Origin of the sequence: Micromonospora sp. NBC_00858 (assembly GCF_045207365.1) — a bacterium.
GTDB lineage: Bacteria > Actinomycetota > Actinomycetes > Mycobacteriales > Micromonosporaceae > Micromonospora.
This window is the reverse complement of record NZ_CP108828.1, coordinates 456,923-474,023: the sequence shown is the minus strand read 5'-3', so window position 1 is coordinate 474,023 and position 17,101 is coordinate 456,923. Positions and strand designations below refer to the sequence as shown.

The following is a 17,101-nucleotide window of genomic DNA, read 5'->3' as shown; positions in this document are numbered from 1 at the left end:
CCGGCTGAACACTCAGTCATAGATCGCCTCCACCAGCCACTGCCCGGCCTCGACGGCGAGCAGCAGGGCGGTGCCGTCGGCGAGGCCAACCTGAAACCGGGCCCGACGGCGGGCTTCCGCCGGCGCCCACCAGCGCTCGTCCACCGGCCACGGCCCCGCCCAGCCGACGATCTCCGCGGGCCGGCCGGTACCAACCACCAGCAGGGCGGGCGGGGCGCTCACCGCCAACCGCGCGCTGATCACCACCGGCTCCCCGGCGGCGTCGTGCACGGTCGCCGCGAGCGGGCTCGGCAGCACCACCGCCGGTGCGGGCGGTGGGAGCTGGCCGGGCCAGGGCGGGGCACCCCCCGCCACCCGGGCCCCGGCCCGCGCCGCGCCACCGCCCGATCCGCCCAGGTCCGCCGACCGGCCCGAGACCGCCAGCCCACCGGGGGACGCCGACCCGCCCGGATACGCCGGGCTGCCCGGCGCCGGCGGGCCGGGACGGGTGGGGACGCGTTCGTCGCCCCAGGGCACCAGTCGCACCTGGTCGGCCGGGGAGCGCCCGCCGCCGAGCACCGCGGTGACCACCGCTTCCGGGCCGAGGATGCCCTGCACCCGACTCAACGCCCGGTGGGCCCGCTCCCGCTCCTCGCCGGTCTCCCCCCAGAGGCCGGACTGCAGGCCGGCCTGGGCGATCACCCCGTCCGGGATCAGCCGCAGCCGGATGATGCCGGCCGTCGGCCGGGCCGGTCGGGCACCGGCCCGGCCGTTGCTGCCGGAGAGCCACCCGTCGAGCTGCCAGCGCACCCGGTCGGCGATGGCCGCGGCGGTGAGCAGGCCGTCGTGCCGCCACACCCGGTGCAGCTCCTGCCCGTGCTCGGTGACCGCCTCGATGCCGAGCCGGGTGCAGGCCAGCCCGTGCCCGGCCAGCCGGTCGTGCAGTTGCTCGGCCAGCGCACGGGCGGCGAACGCCGCCGCATCGACCCGGTCGATCGGCTCGTCGTACTCGGCGGTCACCGTCAGGTCGGCCGGCGGCTGCCGGACGGCGAGCGGGCGGTGGTCCCGCCCGGCGGCCAGCCGGTGGGCCAGCGCGCCGTCGAACCCGAACCGGGCCAGCACGTCACCGGCCGGCAACGCGGCGAAGTCGCCGAGGGTCCGCACCCCCAGCCGACGCAGCAGGTCGGCCAGCGCCGGCCGGGCGAGCGCCTCGACCGGCAACCCGGCCAGGAACTCCGGCGTCCCGCCCGGCGCCACCACCCGGCCGGCGCGGGCGGCCAGCCCCGCAGCGAAGACCCCGTCGGCGACGCCGATCTGACTCTCCACCAGACACGACTGGGCGATGTGCTCGATGATCCGCTCGGCGGCCGCCTCCTCGCCGCCGAGGTAACGGCTCGGGCCCCGGGCGGCCACCGCGCAGGCGCCCGGGCGAACCACCTCGACGCCGGCGACCAACTCCTCCACTGCGGCGACCACCGGCTCGAACGCCCGGGCGTCCCGGCCGGGGTCGTACTCCACGACGGTGAGCTGCGGGCAGCGGCCCTGCGCCTCCCGCTTGCGCAGCCCCCGGCGCACCCCCTCGGCGCGGGCCCGCTCGGAGCAGGCGACCACCCGGTTGGCGTGCAGCACGGCGACCGGGCCGGTGGCCGGCACCCCGTCGACGATCTCGGCGGCGAGCACCGGCCAATCTGGGCACCACAGCAGCAGGGTCCGTACCGGTGAGCCGGTCACCCCGGACCTCCCGGGCCAGGCTCGGCCGGAACGGCACCGCGCTCCGCGACCCCGGTCACGCCGGACTGACCAGGGTGAGGGCGCCCTGCCGGGCGGTGTCGGCGCGGACCCGGTCACCGGCCGGCGGCACCGGGCGGGGCCGGCCGGCGAACGGCACGGCCGGTCGGCCCACGGGCGACAGCACCGTACGAGGGATCACCCGGGTGAGCTCGTCACCGGGGAGCCAGACCTTGATCTCCTTGGGTCGGGCGGCCGCCCCACGCCCGCGCGCCGAGACGGTGACCTCCCGGCGGCGCAGCCGGCCCCGGCCCGCCCCGAGCCCTTCCCAGACCCCACGGACCACCTGCAACGTCACGTCCGCGCCGTCCCACCGGCCGTACGGGACGAGCACGCTGCCGCGCTGCCGGGCCCGGGCGGCCAGTCGGGTGGCGACCGAGGCGGAGACCGCAGCCGGCACGGCGGTGACCACGACATCCACCCCGTCGATCAGCGCGGCGACCACGGTGGCCCACTCGGGGCCGGGATTCGGCACCAGGGCCAGCCGGTCCAGGGCGATGCCCAGCTCGGCGGCCGCGCCCGCGCCGAACGTCGGCACCCCGACCACGGCGCACCACGAGCCGGCGCGGGACGCCTCGGCGAGCAGGGCCAGCACCAGCGAGGTGCCGCCACTGCGCCGAGGTTGACCGACGGCGACCGCGATGGTGCTGCCCCGACGCAGGCCCCGGTTGGGCAGCAGGCCGGTCAGCTCGGGCACCACCGGCAGCACCCGGTGGCCGCCCTCCGGATCGGGTGCGCTCGCCGGGCGTACCAGATCGGCCAGTGCGGCGGAACCGACCACCATGCGGCCCGCCATCGGACCAACCCCCCGTCGTTGCTGTGGATCAGATCAGGACCGGCACGCCGGTGACGCCGGCCGCCCGGCTCCCCCCATCGGGCGGCCGGCGTCACGGCGGGGTCATGCGGCGAGGCCGTCCAGGGCCGGTTGGTGAGCCACACCGAGCGCGGTCTCCACCACCGTGACGAACTGTTCGGCCGCGCGGAGCAGGTCGTCGGCCTCCCGGGCGCTGACCACCCGGGGGATGCCGGCCTCGGCGGCGGCCCGCTTGCCGGCACCGGCGGCGAAGAACCGGGCCCACTCGTCGAGCTCGGGGGCGACGGCGCAGAGCAGGACCCAGACGCTGGTGATCCGGTTGCGCCGGCTCGGCGCGGGTCGGGCGCGGGCGGCGAGCAGGGCGGCCGCCGCGCGCAGCGCCGCCAGGTGGGCGGCCGCGTAGCGCAAACCGTCGGGTCGGGTCTGGCCGGCTTCGATCAGCCCGCGCCGGGCCAACGTGAGGAGTTGGGCGGGGGTGCGGTGCGGCAGCACGTGCGCCGGCACCGTCGGTGCCTGAGCCGGGTTGGTCGGCATGGACTGTCTCCTCCACGTGGCCGGGGCGTCGGCCGGCGCACTGATGCCGCCGATGAGACGCCGAGGTCGGGTGGTGCGGAGGAAGACGCACCGGGTGTGGCCGGCCGGGTGTGGATGCTTCCCCACACCACACCCGGCCGGCGTACCGGCGGGTTCGTCGCCCGCCGCCCGGGGGTCGTGGGCGGCGAGCGACGCTCCTGCCTGATGGGACCGGGCTCGCGACTGCCCGGAAACCCAGGTGCGGCCCGCGGAGCCACACCGCCCGGAGGTGGTGCCGCGAAACACCGCGCTCCGGCTGGTTGGAACGGGCGTTCGAGGCAATCGAACACTCGTTCTAACTGCTGCTGACAGTACACCTCCCCTCCGACGAAAATGCAACGTGTGACGCGCCGGCCGGTGCACCAGAGTGAACCCGGCACCGCGGACCGGGAAGAATGGCGGGATGCAGCCACACCCGAACGTACGGGCGGTGCAGGACGCGCTCACCGACGCCGGCGCACTCGACGGCGCTGGCCAGCCCAGCACGGTCCGCCTGCTGCCCGACGCGGTGCACACCGCCGCGGCAGCCGCCGAAGCGCTCGGCGTCCAGGTCGGCCAGATCGCCAACTCGCTGATCTTCGACGCGGACGACGCGCCGCTGCTCGTGCTCACCTCCGGCGCGCACCGGGTGGACACCGCCGGTCTGGCCGCGTCGATCGGGGTCACCCGGCTGCGCCGGGCCACCCCGGAGTTCGTCCGGACGCACACCGGGCAGCCGATCGGCGGGGTCGCTCCGCTCGGGCACCCGCGCGTACTGCGCACCCTGGTGGACACCGCGCTGGCGGCGTACCCGGAGGTCTGGGCTGCGGGCGGCGTACCGCAGGCGGTCTTCCCGACCACCTACGCCGAGCTGCTGCGGGTCACCGCCGGCACCCCGACCGAGGTGGCGTGAGCGAGCGAAGCAAGCGAACCAGCAGGCACAGCAGCGAGGCGCTCGCGACGCCGCGAAGCGGTGGCGTGAGCAGCGTCGGAGAGCTGGTCACCCTGCACGTGTGGCGGACGTCCCGCGGCGCGCTGCCCCGGGCGCTGACCCGGATGGCGGTGGACCCGGGCCGACTGCGTGCCCTCCCGGGCGTCCGGTTCGGCAAGCTGCTGGGCACCGGGACCGGCACCGGCTTCGGCCCGGGTGACGCCGACCTGACCCGGTGGGCGGCGCTGACCGTCTGGGACTCCCCTGCCGCGGCGGCCGGCTTCGACGACTCGCCGGTCGGGCGCGCCTGGGCGCGGATCGCCCGCGCCCACGCCCGGGTCGACCTGCGCCCACTGAGCAGCCGGGGTGAGTGGTCCGGGCAGCGGCCGTTCGGCGAGCCGTCGGGCGGCCGGGTCACCGGGCCGGTGCTGGCGCTGACCCGGGCCCGGCTGCGGGCCCGCCGGGCGGCCACCTTCTGGCGGGCGATCCCCCCGGTGGCCGCCGCCCTGCGCGACGCTCCCGGGCTGCTGGCCCGGTTCGGCGTCGGCGAGGCGCCACTGGGTTGGCAGGGCACGGTGAGCGTGTGGCGCGACCCGACGGACCTGGTGGCGTTCGCGTACCGTCACCCGGAGCACCGGGCGGCGATCATGCGAACTCCCACCGCGGGCTGGTACGCCGAGGAGTTGTTCGCGCGGTTCGAGGTGCGCGACGTGGTCGGCGACCGGACGGTGCTCGGATGGGTCGCCGACGGCGACCCGGGAACGGTGAAGGGTGGACGGGCATGAGGTTGGTGCGCTGGACGCCGGACGATCTCGTCCGGCGGCTGGACGACGTGGTGACCGTCTACGGCGAGGCGATGGGTTACCGCACCGACCTGCTGGAGGCCCGGCGCGGCTACATCGCCACCCACGTCCGCCGACCCGGGTTCCGGGCCGTGGCCAGCCTGACCAGCGAGGGGCACCTCGCCGGCTTCGGCTACGGCTACCTGGGCGGCCCCGGCCAGTGGTGGCACGACCAGGTGCACCGGGCACTGGACGTCCCGACCCGGCAGCGCTGGCTCACCCACTGCTTCGAGGTGGTCGAGCTGCACGTCCGGCCGCCCGCGCAGGGGCACGGCCTGGGCGCCGGCCAGCTGCGCGCGCTGCTCACCATGGCCGAGGGCGACACCACGCTGCTGTCCACCCCGGAGGCCGAGGAGCAGACCTCGCGGGCCTGGCGGCTGTACCGGCGGTTCGGCTTCGTCGACGTGCTGCGCGACTTCCACTTCCCCGGCGACGAGCGACCGTTCGGCGTACTCGGTCGGGACCTGCCGCTCGAGCCACCGGCGTCATGACCCGGCGGGTCTCCTGGACGCTGCTCGCGGTCCTGGTGCTCGCCCAGATCTGCTACCCGCTCACCAGCGGCGCCACGCGGGCCGGGCTCACCGTGGCCACCGTCGTGCTCGGTTGGCTGCTCTCGGTCGGCCACGCGCTGCTCAGCCGGGGCCTCCGGGCCGCGGCGGCGCTGGTCGCGGTGGCCACCGGCGGCGGGTTCGCGATCGAGGCGATCGGGGTGGCCACCGGCGTGCCGTTCGGCAGCTACGACTACTCCGGGGAGCTCGGTCCCAAGCTGGCCGGGGTGCCGCTGATCATCCCGCTGGCCTGGACCTGGATGGCCTGGCCGGCCTGGCTGGCGGCGGTCCGGCTGACCGGCGGCAACGGGTCGACGGCTGGTGGCAGCGGGTCGACGGCTGGCCGGCGGGTCCGGCGGGTCGCGCTGGCCGCACTGGGGTTGGCCGCCTGGGACCTCTTCCTCGATCCGCAGATGGTGGCCGAGGGCTACTGGACCTGGCGGAACGCCACCCCGGCGCTGCCCGGCCTGCCCGGCATCCCGGTCAGCAACTACCTGGGCTGGCTGCTCTTCGCAGTGCTGCTGATGAGCGCGCTGCGCCCGCTGGCCGGCCCGACCGCCGAGCACACCGACCAGCGGGATCACCCGATGATCGCGCTCTACCTGTGGACGTACTTCTCCAGCATCCTGGCCCACGCGGTCTTCCTCGACCTGCCCGCCTCGGCGCTCTGGGGCGCGGCCGGCATGTCGGTGATCGCCGTGCCGCTGGCGGTGACCCTGCTGCGCGCCCGCCAGGCCCGCGACAACCACCGGGTGGATCACCAACCGCACCGGCCCGGCGTCGACGCGACCCGATGACCGTCCTGCTCGCCCTGCTGCTCGCCGTCGCCGCGCTGACCGGGCACACCTGGCTCAACGCCGCCCGCTGGCTGCGCCGGCCCACCGACCGACCGGACGAGGTCGGTGAGCTGGTCGCCGTACTGCTGCCGCTGCGCGACGAGGCCGCCCGCGTCACCGGATGCCTGCGCGCCCTACTCGCCCAGCGCGGCGTGCCCGGGCTGCGCGTCGTGGTCCTCGACGACGAGTCCACCGACGGCACCGCCGAGGTGGTCCGTGCGGTGGCCGGCGACGACCCTCGGGTCACCCTCCTCACCGGGGTCGCCCCGCCGCCGGGCTGGCTGGGCAAGCCGCACGCCTGCTGGCAACTGGCCACCCGGGCCGACCCGGCGGCCACCGCGCTGGTCTTCGTCGACGCCGACGTGGTGCTCGCCCCGCACGCCGTGGCGGCGGCCGTCACCGAACTGCGCGCCGCCCGCGCGACGCTGCTGTCGCCGTACCCCCGGATCGTGGTGACGACGGCGGCCGACCGGCTGGTGCAGCCGCTGTTGCAGTGGCTCTGGCTGACCTTCCTGCCGTTGCGCGCGATGGAACGCTCGCCGCGGCCGTCGCTGGCCGCGGCGGGCGGGCAGTTCCTGGTGGTGGACCGGGCCGGCTACACCGCCGCCGGCGGGCACGCCGCGGTCGCCGACAAGATCCTGGAGGACATCGAGCTGGCCCGGGCGGTCAAACGGGCCGGCGGGCGCATCGCCCTGGCCGACGGCTCCCGGCTGGCCACCTGCCGGATGTACGACGACTGGCCGCAGCTGCGCGACGGGTACTCGAAGTCGCTCTGGGCGTCGTTCGGGCACCCGGGCGCAGCGGCCGCCGTGGTGGCGCTGCTGCTCCTGCTCTACACCGCGCCGCCGCTGGTCGCGCTGGCCGGCGTGGCGGCCGGCGCTCCGGTGGTGGCCGCCGTGGGTCTGGCCGGCTACCTGCTCGGAGCGGCCGGACGGGTGCTCACCGCCCGGGCGACCGGGGGACGGTGGTGGCCCGACGCGCTCGCACACCCCGTGTCGGTCGTGGTCCTCGGTTGGCTGACCCTGCGGTCGTACCATCTGCGAAAGCGTCGCCGCCTGACCTGGCGGGGCCGCCCGGTCAGCTAGGAGGGCGCGACATGGCGCGGATCGTGGTCGTCGGCGCCGGGGTGGGTGGCCTCGCCACCGCCGCCCGGCTGGCCGCCACCGGGCACCAGGTGACCGTCTTCGAGCGGGCCGACACGGTCGGCGGCAAGCTCGGTCGGTACACGCACGACACCCCGGCCGGGTCGTTCCACTTCGACACCGGGCCGAGCCTGCTCACCCTGCCCGAGGTCTTTCACGACCTGTTCGAGGCGACCGGGGCGAAGCTCGACGAATACCTGGACCTGGCCCCGCTGGACCCGATCGTCCGGCACGTCTTCCCCGACGGCGGCCCGGCGCTGGACTCCTGCACCGACCCGGTGGAGTTCGCCGCCCGGATCGGGGCCGCCTTCGGTGATCGGGCAGCGGCCGACTGGCAGCGGCTGTGGCGCCGGGCCGCACGGGTGTGGCATGCCTCCTCGCGGGACATCCTGCGCCGTACCGTCGACTCCCCCCGCGACCTCGCGTCGCTGGCCTGGCGCGTCGGCGACCTGGCCGCCATCGCCCCGGGCCGCACCCTGCGCGGGCTGGGCCGCCGGCACCTGTCCGACCCGCGGCTGCGGATGCTGCTGGACCGGTACGCCACCTACACCGGCGCCGACCCGCGCCGGGCACCGGCGGCGCTGGCCGCGGTCCCCTACGCCGAGCTGACCTTCGGCGGCTGGTACCTGCGCGGCGGGCTGGGCACGCTCGCCGACGCGCTGCTGACGCGCTGCCTGGACCTCGGCGTGGTCGTGCAGACCGGCGCCGCGGTGACCCGGATCGACGCCACCGGCGGCCGGGTGCACGGGGTACGCCTCGCCGGCGTCGCCGCGCCGGTGCCCGCCGACGTGGTGGTGGCCAACGTGGATGCGCTCACCGTCTATCGCGACCTGCTGCCGCATCCGCGCCGGTTGGCCGGGCTGGCCGACCGCAGCCTGGCCGGTTTCGTGCTGCTGCTCGGCGTCTCCGGCAGCACCGGGCTGGCGCACCACAACGTCTTCTTCCCGCGCGACTACGACGCGGAGTTCGACGCGGTCTTCGGCGACCCGGGACGCGGCGTACGGGCCCGGCCGGCGGCCGACCCGACTGTGTTCGTCACCGTGGCCGACGACCCGATGGTCCGCCCGGCCGGGCACGAGGCGTGGTTCGTGCTGGTCAACGCCGCCCGGCAGGGCACCGCAGCGGGCGCGGTCGACTGGCGACGCCCGGGGCTGGCCGACGCGTACGCCGACCGGATCCTGGACGTGCTGGCGCAGCGTGGCGTCGACGTGCGCGACCGGTTGCTGTTCCGCGAGGTCCGCACCCCGGCCGACCTGGACGTGGCGACCGGCGCGCCGGGCGGCTCGATCTACGGCACCGCCGGTGGGCTGCTCCGCCCGGCCAACCGGGGCCCGGCGCACGGACTGTGGCTGGTGGGCGGCTCCAGCCACCCCGGTGGCGGGCTGCCGATGGTGACCCTCTCCGCGCAGATCGTCGCCGACGAGATCGGCCCGGCCTGGTAGGGACGTTGTTGACGCCTGCGGACAGCGCGGCGGTCAGTCGGCGTCGAGCAGCGCGGCAGTCAGCCGGCGTCGAGCAGCGCGCGGCGGACGGTGGAGAGCAGTTGCCCCAGGCCGAAGCCGGCCAGCAGCACCCACACCGCGGTCGCCATGGTGATGGTGCCGGCGGCCAGGTCCGGCTCGATCAGCCCGGCCAACCCGGCGACCAGCAACCCGACCAGCGCCACCGAGACCCGGGTGGGGCGTTCGCCCACGGTCACCGCGCCGATCTCGCGCATGCCGGCGGAGATCGCTCGGGACCGGACGTACTCGTGCAGCCAGGACAGCGCGCCGCCCGCGACGACCAGCGCGCCCGGCGCGCCGACCAGCCAGAACGCCAGCAGCCAGGCCACCTCACCGAGCCGGTCGGCCAGCGAGTCGTAGACGTAGCCGAGCCGGGTGGTGCGGCCGGTGGCCACCGCCACCGCCCCGTCCACGCTGTCGGCCACCGAGGCGAGCAGCACGAACAGCGCGCCGAGGAACGGCCCGTCCCCCGGCCGGGTCGCCAGCAACGGTACGCAGAAGCAGAGCAGCACCCCGGCCACGGTGACCGGGGTGGGGGTGACCCGCAGCCGGCCCAGCACGTACCCGACGTGGTACGAGAACCGCAGCCAGGCACGCACCACCGGCGCGGCGGTCCGGGGGTCAAACCCGCCGTGCAGCCGCGCCCACGCCGTGGCGTACTGGTCCCAGTTCAGCTGTGTGCCCACCACGGATCAACCGTCGTGCCGGTCATCAGGTGTCGCGGACTTCCTGGTCACACCCGCGCGCCGGCCTTGAGGTTCTGCCAGACCTCGCGGGTCGCGGTGGACCGGTTGAGGGTGATGAAGTGGATCCCCGGCACGCCCTCGTCCAGCAGTCGGCGGCACATCTCGCTGGCCTGCTCGATGCCGAGCTGGCGGACCGCCTCGGGGTCGTCGGCGACCCGCTCGAAGCGCGTCGCCAGCGCCGGCGGAAAGGGCGCCCCGGACAGCTGCACGGACCGCTCGATGGTGCCGATCTGGGTCACCGGCATCACACCGGCCAGGATCGGGGTGTCGCAGCCGGCGGCGGCGACCCGGTCGCGCAGCCGCAGGTAGTCGTCGGCGTCGAAGAACATCTGGGTGACCGCGAACTCGGCGCCGGCCCGACACTTGCGGACAAAGTGCGCGGTGTCGCTGGCCACGTCGGCTGAGCGGGGGTGCTTGTACGGGAAGGCCGCCACACCCACGCTGAAGTCACCGGAGTCGCGCACCAGGCGGACCAGGTCCTCGGCGTAGTCCACGCCCTCGGGGTGGCGCACCCATTCGCCGCCCGGATCGCCCGGCGGGTCACCGCGCACCGCCAGCACGTTGCGGACGCCCACCCCGGCGAGCCGGCCGATCACGTGCCGTAGCTCGGCGACGGAGTGGTTGACCGCGGTCAGGTGGGCCATCGGCAGCAGGGTGGTTTCGGTGGCGATCCGCTCGGTCACCGCCACGGTGGTGTCCCGGGTGGAGCCGCCCGCGCCGTAGGTGATCGACACGAACGACGGGCGCAGCGACTCCAGCTCGCGGATCGCCTGCCAGAGCAGCCGCTCCCCCGCCTCGGTCTTGGGCGGGAAGAACTCGAACGAGAAGGTCGGCTGGCGGTCACGAATGAGCTCCCCGATCGCCGGCTGCGGATTGGGGAGTACCGAGGGAAGACCGAGCGCCACGACTCGACTCTAGCGGGCGGCGCCACCGCCACCCAGACGCTTCCCACGCCGGTATACGGATCGACGGGTCCGTGTGGGCGTATCCGGGCCCGTCCGCCCGGCCCGGCGGGGGCCCGTCCGCCCGGCCCGGCGGGCGCGAAGCCGTCGTACCCACGGGGTAGGAATGGGTGGCGCGGGAGGGCGGCGGGGGCGGCCCGGGGGCACGCGCGGGGGTCAGCAGCCGACCGGTGACGCCGGTCCCGTCCGCTCAGGCGGGCGGGTCGTCACCGCACCGACCCCCGCCGGGAGGACCGATGACCCCGTCCCCACCACCGCGCCCGCCGCAGCTCGGGCCGCTGCTCGCCCTGCGCCGGTCGGCTCTGGGCTGGAGTCAGCAGCGCACCGCCGCCGAGTTGTGTACCGCCGCAGAGGTGCCGACGCTGAGCCGGCACGAGGTGTCCCGGTGGGAACGGCAGCGGCGTGTCCCCGGAGGGTTCTGGCTCGGCTGGCTCGCCATCGTGCTGGACGTACCGCTGGTGGTGCTCGCCGAGGCCGCCGCGAGCACCCGGCGAGCAGGCCCGACGCGGGTCGGCGGGCCGGGGCGGGCAACCGTGGCCAGCGCGCGGCCGGCCGGGCGGACGGGTCCGGGCCGCGCCGCCGGGCGGGCCGGCGGGACTACGCGTGGCGGTGGAGCGCGGGCCATGACGACCGGCTAGCGTCGTGGCGTGACCCACGCTGCTCCCGTGTCTCCCGTCGACCGCGCCGGCCTGCGACAGCGGGTCGACAAGGCCCTCACCGAGTTCCTGGCCGGCCAGCGGGCCCGGTTGACCCGGGTGGACGACGCCCTGGTCCCGGTGGCGGAGGCGATCGAGGCGTTCGTGCTCGGCGGCGGCAAGCGGCTGCGTCCGGCCTTCGCGTACTGGGGCTTCCGGGGCGCCGGCGGGGTGGACTCCGACCAGGTGCTCACCGCCCTGGCCGCGCTGGAGTTCGTGCAGGCCAGCGCCCTGATCCACGACGACCTGATGGACCGCTCCGACACCCGGCGCGGTGAGCCGGCGGTGCACCGGCGGTTCGCCGCCCGACACCGGGCGGCTGGCTGGGGCGGCGACCCGGACGGGTTCGGTGACGCCGCGGCGCTCCTGCTCGGCGATCTCTGCCTGGTCTGGTCCGACGAGCTGCTGCACTCCGCCGGGCTGGACCTACGGGCGGTGGCCCGCGCCCGGCCCGTCTTCGACGAGATGCGCACCGAGGTCACCGTCGGGCAGTACCTCGACGTGCTGACCCAGGCCACCGGGGACACCTCGGTGGAGCGGGCCAGCAAGGTCGCCCGGTACAAGTCGGCGAAGTACACGGTCGAACGTCCGCTGCTGCTCGGCGCCGCACTGGCCGACGCGACGGCCGACGTGCGGACGGCCTATTCGGCGTACGGGCTGCCGCTGGGCGAGGCGTTCCAGCTCCGCGACGACGTGCTGGGGGTCTTCGGCGACCCGGCGCAGACCGGCAAGCCCGCCGGGGACGATCTGCGCGAGGGCAAGCGCACGTACCTGGTCGCGGCGGCCGTGGAGGCCACCGACGACGCCGGCAGGGAGCTGCTGCTCGGCCGGCTCGGCGACCCGGAGCTGGACGAGCAGGGGGTGGCCCGGCTGCGTGAGCTGATCTCCGCGAGCGGCGCGCTGGCCCGCACCGAGCAGCGGATCGTCACGCTCACCGACAGCGCGCTGGCGGCGCTGGCCGCCGTAGACCTGGACACCGAGGCCCGCCAGGCCCTGGTCGACCTAGCCATAGCCGCCACCCGCCGCGCCGACTAACCCCCTCCCTCCCCCCTCCCGGCCCGGGCCTCCCGCCCCGGTCGATCATGAAGTTAGCGGCACGACTCGCCGGTGCGGACGCCGCTAACTTCATGATCGACGCGGGGGAACGCGGGGCGCGGAGCGCGGGGAGGCGCGGGGGGCGGAGTGCGGGGGGCGGGGTTAGAAGCCGAGGGCTTGGGCTCGGCGTTTGACTTCGCGGGCCTGGTCGCCGGAGAGGGCCGCGGCGGGGGTGGCTCCGGGGAGAGTCTCGTCCGGCTCGTAGAGCCAGCGCAGCGCGGCCTCGTCGTCGTAGCCGTTGTCGGAGAGCAGGTTGAGCACACCGGGCAGGTGCTTGAGCACGGTCTGGTTGGCCACCAGATCCGCCGGGATCCGCCGGATGCCGTCGCGGCGGACCGCCAGCAACTCCCGGTCGCGGATCATCTGATGCACCTTGCTGATCGACACGTCGAGGCGCTCGGCGACGTCGGGCAGGGTGAGCCAGTCGGCCAGGTCGGCGGGTCCGGCGAGCGCGAGGCCGGGTACGGCCTGGTCGGGTATGGGTTCGGTCACCCGATCACCCTGCCACGCCACTGCCCGGACGAGCCACCGGCACCCCGGATGACCGGCACCAACCCGTCGGGACGGGGGCGGCGAACGCGGCGGGACGGACCAGGCCCAGCCCCGGCCTGTAGCATCCTGTTCAAACTTCGCCCCTTGGACACATAGACTCCCTGCCGATGGACACACAGGTCGCCGACACGTTGCTGGGCTCGCTTATCGACGGGCGCTACCGCATTCGCGGTCGCGTGGCCCGTGGCGGCATGGCGACCGTGTACACCGCCACCGACGAACGCCTCGAGCGCACCGTCGCTGTAAAGATCATTCATCCGACCCAGGCCCCCGAAGCCCGTGCCCGGATCGCGAACTTCGTGACCCGGTTCACCGACGAGGCGAAGACCATCGCCCGGCTGACCCATCCGAACGTGGTGGCGGTCTACGACCAGGGCACCCATGCCGGTCTGCCGTACCTGGTGATGGAGTACGTCCGCGGCCGCACGCTGCGCGACGTGCTGGCCGAGCGACGCCGGCTCAACCCGGACGAGGTGCTGGCCATCTCCGAGCAGATGCTCGCCGCGATCGCCGCCGCGCACCGGGCCGGCCTGGTGCACCGCGACGTCAAGCCGGAGAACGTGCTGGTCGCCGAGGCGCCCACCGGCGGCGTGGCCAACCTGGTGGACAGCGTCGTCAAGGTGGCCGACTTCGGGCTGGCCCGAGCGGTCGAGGCGAGCGCCGACGAGGAGCAGGGCAACCAGCTGATGGCCACCGTGGCGTACGTCGCCCCGGAGCTGGTCACCGAGGGTCGGGCCGACCCGCGTACCGACGTCTACTCGGCCGGCATCGTGCTGTTCGAGATGCTCACCGGTCGGGTGCCCTACGACGGGGACCGTCCGGTGGACGTCGCCTGGCAACACGTCGACCGGGACGTGCCGGCACCCTCGACGCTGGTGCCCGGCCTGCCGTCGATCCTCGACGACCTGGTTCAGCGGGCCACCCGGCGCGATCCGGGTGCCCGGCCAGCCGACGCTGGCGTGCTGCTGGCCGAGGTGCAGGTGGCCCGGGACGCCCTGGGCGACGCCAACAGCCGTACCACCGTGCTACGCCGGGTGACCGACGAGCCGCCGGTCTCCCAGCCGACCATGATGGTCGCCACGGTCCGCCCGGCTGAGCGCCCTGCCTGGGCCCGGCTGCCCGAGGGCGGCAACCAGGGGCCGGGCCGGCGGCGGGCCGCCCCCGAGCCGGCGGAGGGGCTGTGGTCCCGGCTCGCCGAGCTGCGCAGCACGGTGATGGGCAACCCGCGGGGCCGGCTGGCCGTCGCGGCCGTGGTGGTGGTGCTGGGTCTGGTGGCCGCCGTCGGCGGCTGGTGGTTCGGCGTCGGTCGCTACACGGCCGCCCCGCAGTTGGTCAGCCTGAGCAACGCCGACGCGCAGGCGCGGGCCGAGCGCGCCGGGCTCACCCTGGCGTACGGCGAGCCGCGCTACGACGAGAAGGCCCCGAAGGACAGCGTGCTGGGGCAGCGCCCGGCGTCGACCACCAAGATCGTCAAGGGTGGCACGATCACCCTGACCCTCTCCCTCGGCCCGGAGCGCTTCCCGGTCCCGGACGTGATCGGCAAGGAGTTCGAGCTGGCCGAGGCGGACCTGGTCAACGCGAAGCTGGTGGTGGCCAAGGGCACCGCCCGCTACGACGACAGCCTGCCGGCCGGGGTCGTGGTGGACAGCTCCCCCAAGGTGGGCGCCGAGGTCAAACCGGGCGCGAAGATCACCCTCATCCTGAGCCGGGGCCGGGCGCCGGTGTCGGTGCCGAACCTGGTCGGCAAGAGCCTGACCGAGGCCCGGACCACCCTGGCCCAACTCAACCTGGTGCCGGTGGAGACCTACAAGGACTCCGACAAGCCCAAGGACGAGATCCTGGGTCAGAGCCCGGCCGACGGCGCCGGCGTGGAGAAGGGCACCCAGGTCAAACTGGAGGTCAGCAAGGGCCCGCCGGCGGTGGTCGTACCCCGCGTGATCGACCTGCCCTGCCCGCAGGCCAAGCAGGTGCTGGAGAGCCAGGGCTTCCCGGTGGCGATCCAGTTCAACCCGAACGCCGTGGTCCGGTTCCAGAACCCGGGCGAGAACTCGCAGGTGCCGCCGGGCACCCAGGTCACCATCGGATGTTTCTGAGATGCCGGTGACCCGCTCCCGACCGGTCGGCGCACACACCCCCACCTCCGGTGGGCTGGCCAAGGCCGCCCTGCCGTACGTCGACGCGACCGGCGCCGAGGTGGTGCAGGTGTACGTCTCCAACTCGCGGGGCTGGGCGCTGCCCGCCGGTGACCCGACGCAGGACGTGCTGTTCCGCGACGGCTGCGCCGAGCGGGGCATCCCGACCTTCATCCACGCCTCGCTGCTGGTCAACCTGGGCTCGCCCACCCCGGCCACGGTCGAACGGTCGGCCCAGACGCTGGCGCACGCGCTGCGCCGGGGGGTTGCGATCGGCGCTCAGGCGGTGGTGTTCCACGCCGGCAGTTCGGTCGACGAGGGGCACGCCGAGGCGGCGATGCGACAGGTCCGCCAGGAGCTACTGCCGCTGCTCGACTGGGCCGCCGAGGCCGGCGGGCCGATGCTGCTGGTGGAGCCGAGCGCGGGCGGCGGGCGGTCGCTCGCCTCCCGGGTGGAGCAGCTCGGGCCCTACCTGGACGCGGTGGACCGGCACCCCATGCTGGGGGTCTGCTTCGACACCTGTCACGCCTGGGCCGCCGGGCACGACCTGGCCGTCGAGGGCGGGATGACGGCGACCCTGGACACGCTGGTGGCCACGGTGGGGGCGGACCGGCTGCGGCTGGTGCACGCCAACGACTCGAAGGATCTGTGCGGTTCCACCCGGGACCGGCACGAGAACATCGGCAAGGGCACCATCGGCGAGCCGGCCTTCGCCGAGCTGATGGCCCACCCGGCCACCGCCGGCGTCCCGGTCGTCGTGGAGACCCCCAGTGAGAAGCAGATCGGCCACGCCGCCGACATCACCACCCTCACCCGCCTCCACCCCTAACCCCCACCCCACCCCGCCCCAACCTGTTGATCAAGAGGTTTGCGTCATCCGGAGGCCGGAATCTGACGCAAACCTCTTGATCAACAGCGGGGACCGCAGGGTGGGGTCAGGCGGACAGGACGCTGGTGAGGACGGTGGTGGCGCGGCTGATGTCCGTGTCGTCGAGGCCCAGGTGGGTCACCAGGCGGGCGGTACGGGGGCCGAGCACGGAGATCAGTACGCCCTCGGCCCGCGCGGCGGCGGCCAGGGCGCGGGCGTCCAGCGCGTGCTTGGTCAGGTCCAGCGGGACCAGGTTGGTGCGGACCGCAGTGGCGAGCACGCCGAACGGCGCGACCGCCTCGGCGAGCCGGGCCGCCCTGGCGTGGTCCTCGGCCAGCCGGTCGACGTGGTGCGCGAGCGCGTACCGGCCGGCGGCGGCGAGGATGCCGGCCTGACGCATGCCGCCACCCATCCGCTTGCGGATCAGCCGGGCGCGTTCGATCTTCTCCGCGCTGCCCACCACCAGCGAGCCGACCGGCGCACCGAGGCCCTTGGAGAGGCAGACCGACATCGTGTCGAAGAGCCGGCCGTACTCGATCAGAGGCACCCCGTCGGCGACGTGCGCGTGCCAGATCCGGGCGCCGTCGCAGTGCAGCGCCACCCCCGCGTCGTCGGCGACCCGACGCAGCGCCCGGAGGGTGGACAGCGGGATCACCCCGCCGCCGCCCCGGTTGTGGGTCTGCTCGACGGCGATCGCGCGGGTGGGGACGGCGAAGTAGCCGTCCGGCCGGATCATCCCGGCGACCGTCTCCGGGTCGATGTCCGCGCCGACCGCAGGCCAAGTCCGCGAGGAGATCCCGCCGTACGCGGCCGCGGCACCGATCTCGTACGTGACCACGTGCGCGTCGGCGTCGCAGAGCAGCTCGTCGCCGGGCGAGACCAGCAGTTGCAGGGCGATCTGATTGGCCATCGACCCGCTCGGGGCGAACAGCGCCGCCTCGTGCCCGAACAGCGCGGCGACCTCGGCCTCCAGCGCGTTGACGGTCGGGTCCTCGCCGTAGACGTCGTCACCGACCTCGGCGGTGGCCATCGCCTCCCGCATACCGGCGGTCGGCCGGGTCACCGTGTCGGAGCGCAAATCCACGAACATGTCAGCCACAGTCATCCTCTTTCGGCT

17 protein-coding genes are annotated in these 17,101 nt (G+C 75.1%); 10 read left to right on the top strand and 7 right to left on the bottom strand.

Annotated features, from left to right (window positions below; genetic code table 11):
• Positions 1-12 precede the first annotated feature (12 nt).
• From OG990_RS02270 to OG990_RS02260, 3 genes are all read right to left on the bottom strand, one after another.
• Positions 13-1,710 (bottom strand): DNA polymerase Y family protein, encoded by a 1,698-nt coding sequence (locus OG990_RS02270; protein WP_355605007.1) that lies wholly within the window; start codon positions 1,708-1,710, stop codon positions 13-15.
• A 55-nt stretch (positions 1,711-1,765) separates the two neighbouring features.
• Entirely contained in the window at positions 1,766-2,563 is a 798-nt protein-coding gene (locus tag OG990_RS02265) for a hypothetical protein (protein ID WP_328418898.1), read from the bottom strand.
• Between the two features lie 102 nt (positions 2,564-2,665).
• The gene (locus OG990_RS02260) at positions 2,666-3,115 is read right to left on the bottom strand and encodes an SAV_6107 family HEPN domain-containing protein (protein WP_328418899.1); all 450 of its coding nucleotides are present in this window, start codon (positions 3,113-3,115) and stop codon (positions 2,666-2,668) included.
• Between the two features lie 442 nt (positions 3,116-3,557).
• Between OG990_RS02260 and OG990_RS02255 the strand changes: the two genes are divergently transcribed.
• The 6 genes from OG990_RS02255 (at position 3,558) to OG990_RS02230 (ending at position 8,874) form a co-directional block, all read left to right on the top strand.
• Entirely contained in the window at positions 3,558-4,046 is a 489-nt protein-coding gene (locus OG990_RS02255) for a YbaK/EbsC family protein (RefSeq protein ID WP_328418900.1), read from the top strand.
• 65 nt (positions 4,047-4,111) lie between these two features.
• Positions 4,112-4,849: a monooxygenase gene (locus OG990_RS02250; RefSeq protein WP_386984062.1), complete on the top strand. Its 738-nt coding sequence runs from the start codon at positions 4,112-4,114 to the stop codon at positions 4,847-4,849.
• The gene (locus tag OG990_RS02245; RefSeq protein WP_328418902.1) at positions 4,846-5,397 is read left to right on the top strand and encodes a GNAT family N-acetyltransferase; all 552 of its coding nucleotides are present in this window, start codon (positions 4,846-4,848) and stop codon (positions 5,395-5,397) included. Before OG990_RS02250 ends, OG990_RS02245 begins: the two co-directional genes overlap by 4 nt.
• The gene (locus tag OG990_RS02240) at positions 5,394-6,251 is read left to right on the top strand and encodes a carotenoid biosynthesis protein (protein ID WP_406078848.1); all 858 of its coding nucleotides are present in this window, start codon (positions 5,394-5,396) and stop codon (positions 6,249-6,251) included. The genes OG990_RS02245 and OG990_RS02240 overlap by 4 nt, the downstream gene beginning before the upstream one ends.
• Positions 6,248-7,375, top strand: a complete 1,128-nt coding sequence (locus OG990_RS02235) for a glycosyltransferase (protein WP_406078847.1) — start codon at positions 6,248-6,250, stop codon at positions 7,373-7,375. Before OG990_RS02240 ends, OG990_RS02235 begins: the two co-directional genes overlap by 4 nt.
• 11 nt (positions 7,376-7,386) lie before the next feature.
• Positions 7,387-8,874 (top strand): phytoene desaturase family protein, encoded by a 1,488-nt coding sequence (locus tag OG990_RS02230; protein ID WP_406078846.1) that lies wholly within the window; start codon positions 7,387-7,389, stop codon positions 8,872-8,874.
• Between the two features lie 59 nt (positions 8,875-8,933).
• Here the strand turns inward: OG990_RS02230 and OG990_RS02225 are convergent, their stop codons facing one another.
• Both OG990_RS02225 and metF read right to left on the bottom strand, forming a co-directional pair.
• Positions 8,934-9,623 carry a CDP-alcohol phosphatidyltransferase family protein gene (locus tag OG990_RS02225; RefSeq protein WP_328418906.1) on the bottom strand — a complete coding sequence of 230 codons (690 nt, stop codon included), beginning with the start codon at positions 9,621-9,623 and terminating at the stop codon, positions 8,934-8,936.
• 44 nt (positions 9,624-9,667) lie between these two features.
• Positions 9,668-10,585 (bottom strand): methylenetetrahydrofolate reductase [NAD(P)H], encoded by a 918-nt coding sequence (gene metF / locus OG990_RS02220; protein ID WP_406078845.1) that lies wholly within the window; start codon positions 10,583-10,585, stop codon positions 9,668-9,670.
• 293 nt (positions 10,586-10,878) lie between these two features.
• Between metF and OG990_RS02215 the strand changes: the two genes are divergently transcribed.
• Complete coding sequence (locus OG990_RS02215; RefSeq protein ID WP_406078844.1) at positions 10,879-11,280, top strand: helix-turn-helix domain-containing protein; 402 nt, start codon at positions 10,879-10,881, stop codon at positions 11,278-11,280.
• 9 nt (positions 11,281-11,289) lie between these two features.
• Positions 11,290-12,372: a polyprenyl synthetase family protein gene (locus OG990_RS02210; protein ID WP_386984071.1), complete on the top strand. Its 1,083-nt coding sequence runs from the start codon at positions 11,290-11,292 to the stop codon at positions 12,370-12,372.
• Positions 12,373-12,534: 162 nt separating this feature from the next.
• Here the strand turns inward: OG990_RS02210 and OG990_RS02205 are convergent, their stop codons facing one another.
• The gene (locus tag OG990_RS02205; RefSeq protein ID WP_328426800.1) at positions 12,535-12,912 is read right to left on the bottom strand and encodes an Rv2175c family DNA-binding protein; all 378 of its coding nucleotides are present in this window, start codon (positions 12,910-12,912) and stop codon (positions 12,535-12,537) included.
• Positions 12,913-13,091: 179 nt separating this feature from the next.
• Here OG990_RS02205 and pknB point away from each other — a divergent pair, with 179 nt between their 5' ends.
• Together pknB and OG990_RS02195 are read left to right on the top strand one after the other, a co-directional pair.
• Positions 13,092-15,077, top strand: coding sequence for a Stk1 family PASTA domain-containing Ser/Thr kinase (gene pknB, locus OG990_RS02200; RefSeq protein ID WP_406078843.1), 1,986 nt, complete (start codon positions 13,092-13,094; stop codon positions 15,075-15,077).
• A 1-nt stretch (position 15,078) separates the two neighbouring features.
• Positions 15,079-15,945 carry a deoxyribonuclease IV gene (locus tag OG990_RS02195; RefSeq protein ID WP_406078842.1) on the top strand — a complete coding sequence of 289 codons (867 nt, stop codon included), beginning with the start codon at positions 15,079-15,081 and terminating at the stop codon, positions 15,943-15,945.
• 106 nt (positions 15,946-16,051) lie between these two features.
• On the opposite strand, the gene OG990_RS02190 is transcribed toward OG990_RS02195, so the two are convergent.
• Positions 16,052-17,083, bottom strand: a complete 1,032-nt coding sequence (locus OG990_RS02190) for a GntG family PLP-dependent aldolase (RefSeq protein ID WP_328418912.1) — start codon at positions 17,081-17,083, stop codon at positions 16,052-16,054.
• Positions 17,084-17,101 lie beyond the last annotated feature (18 nt).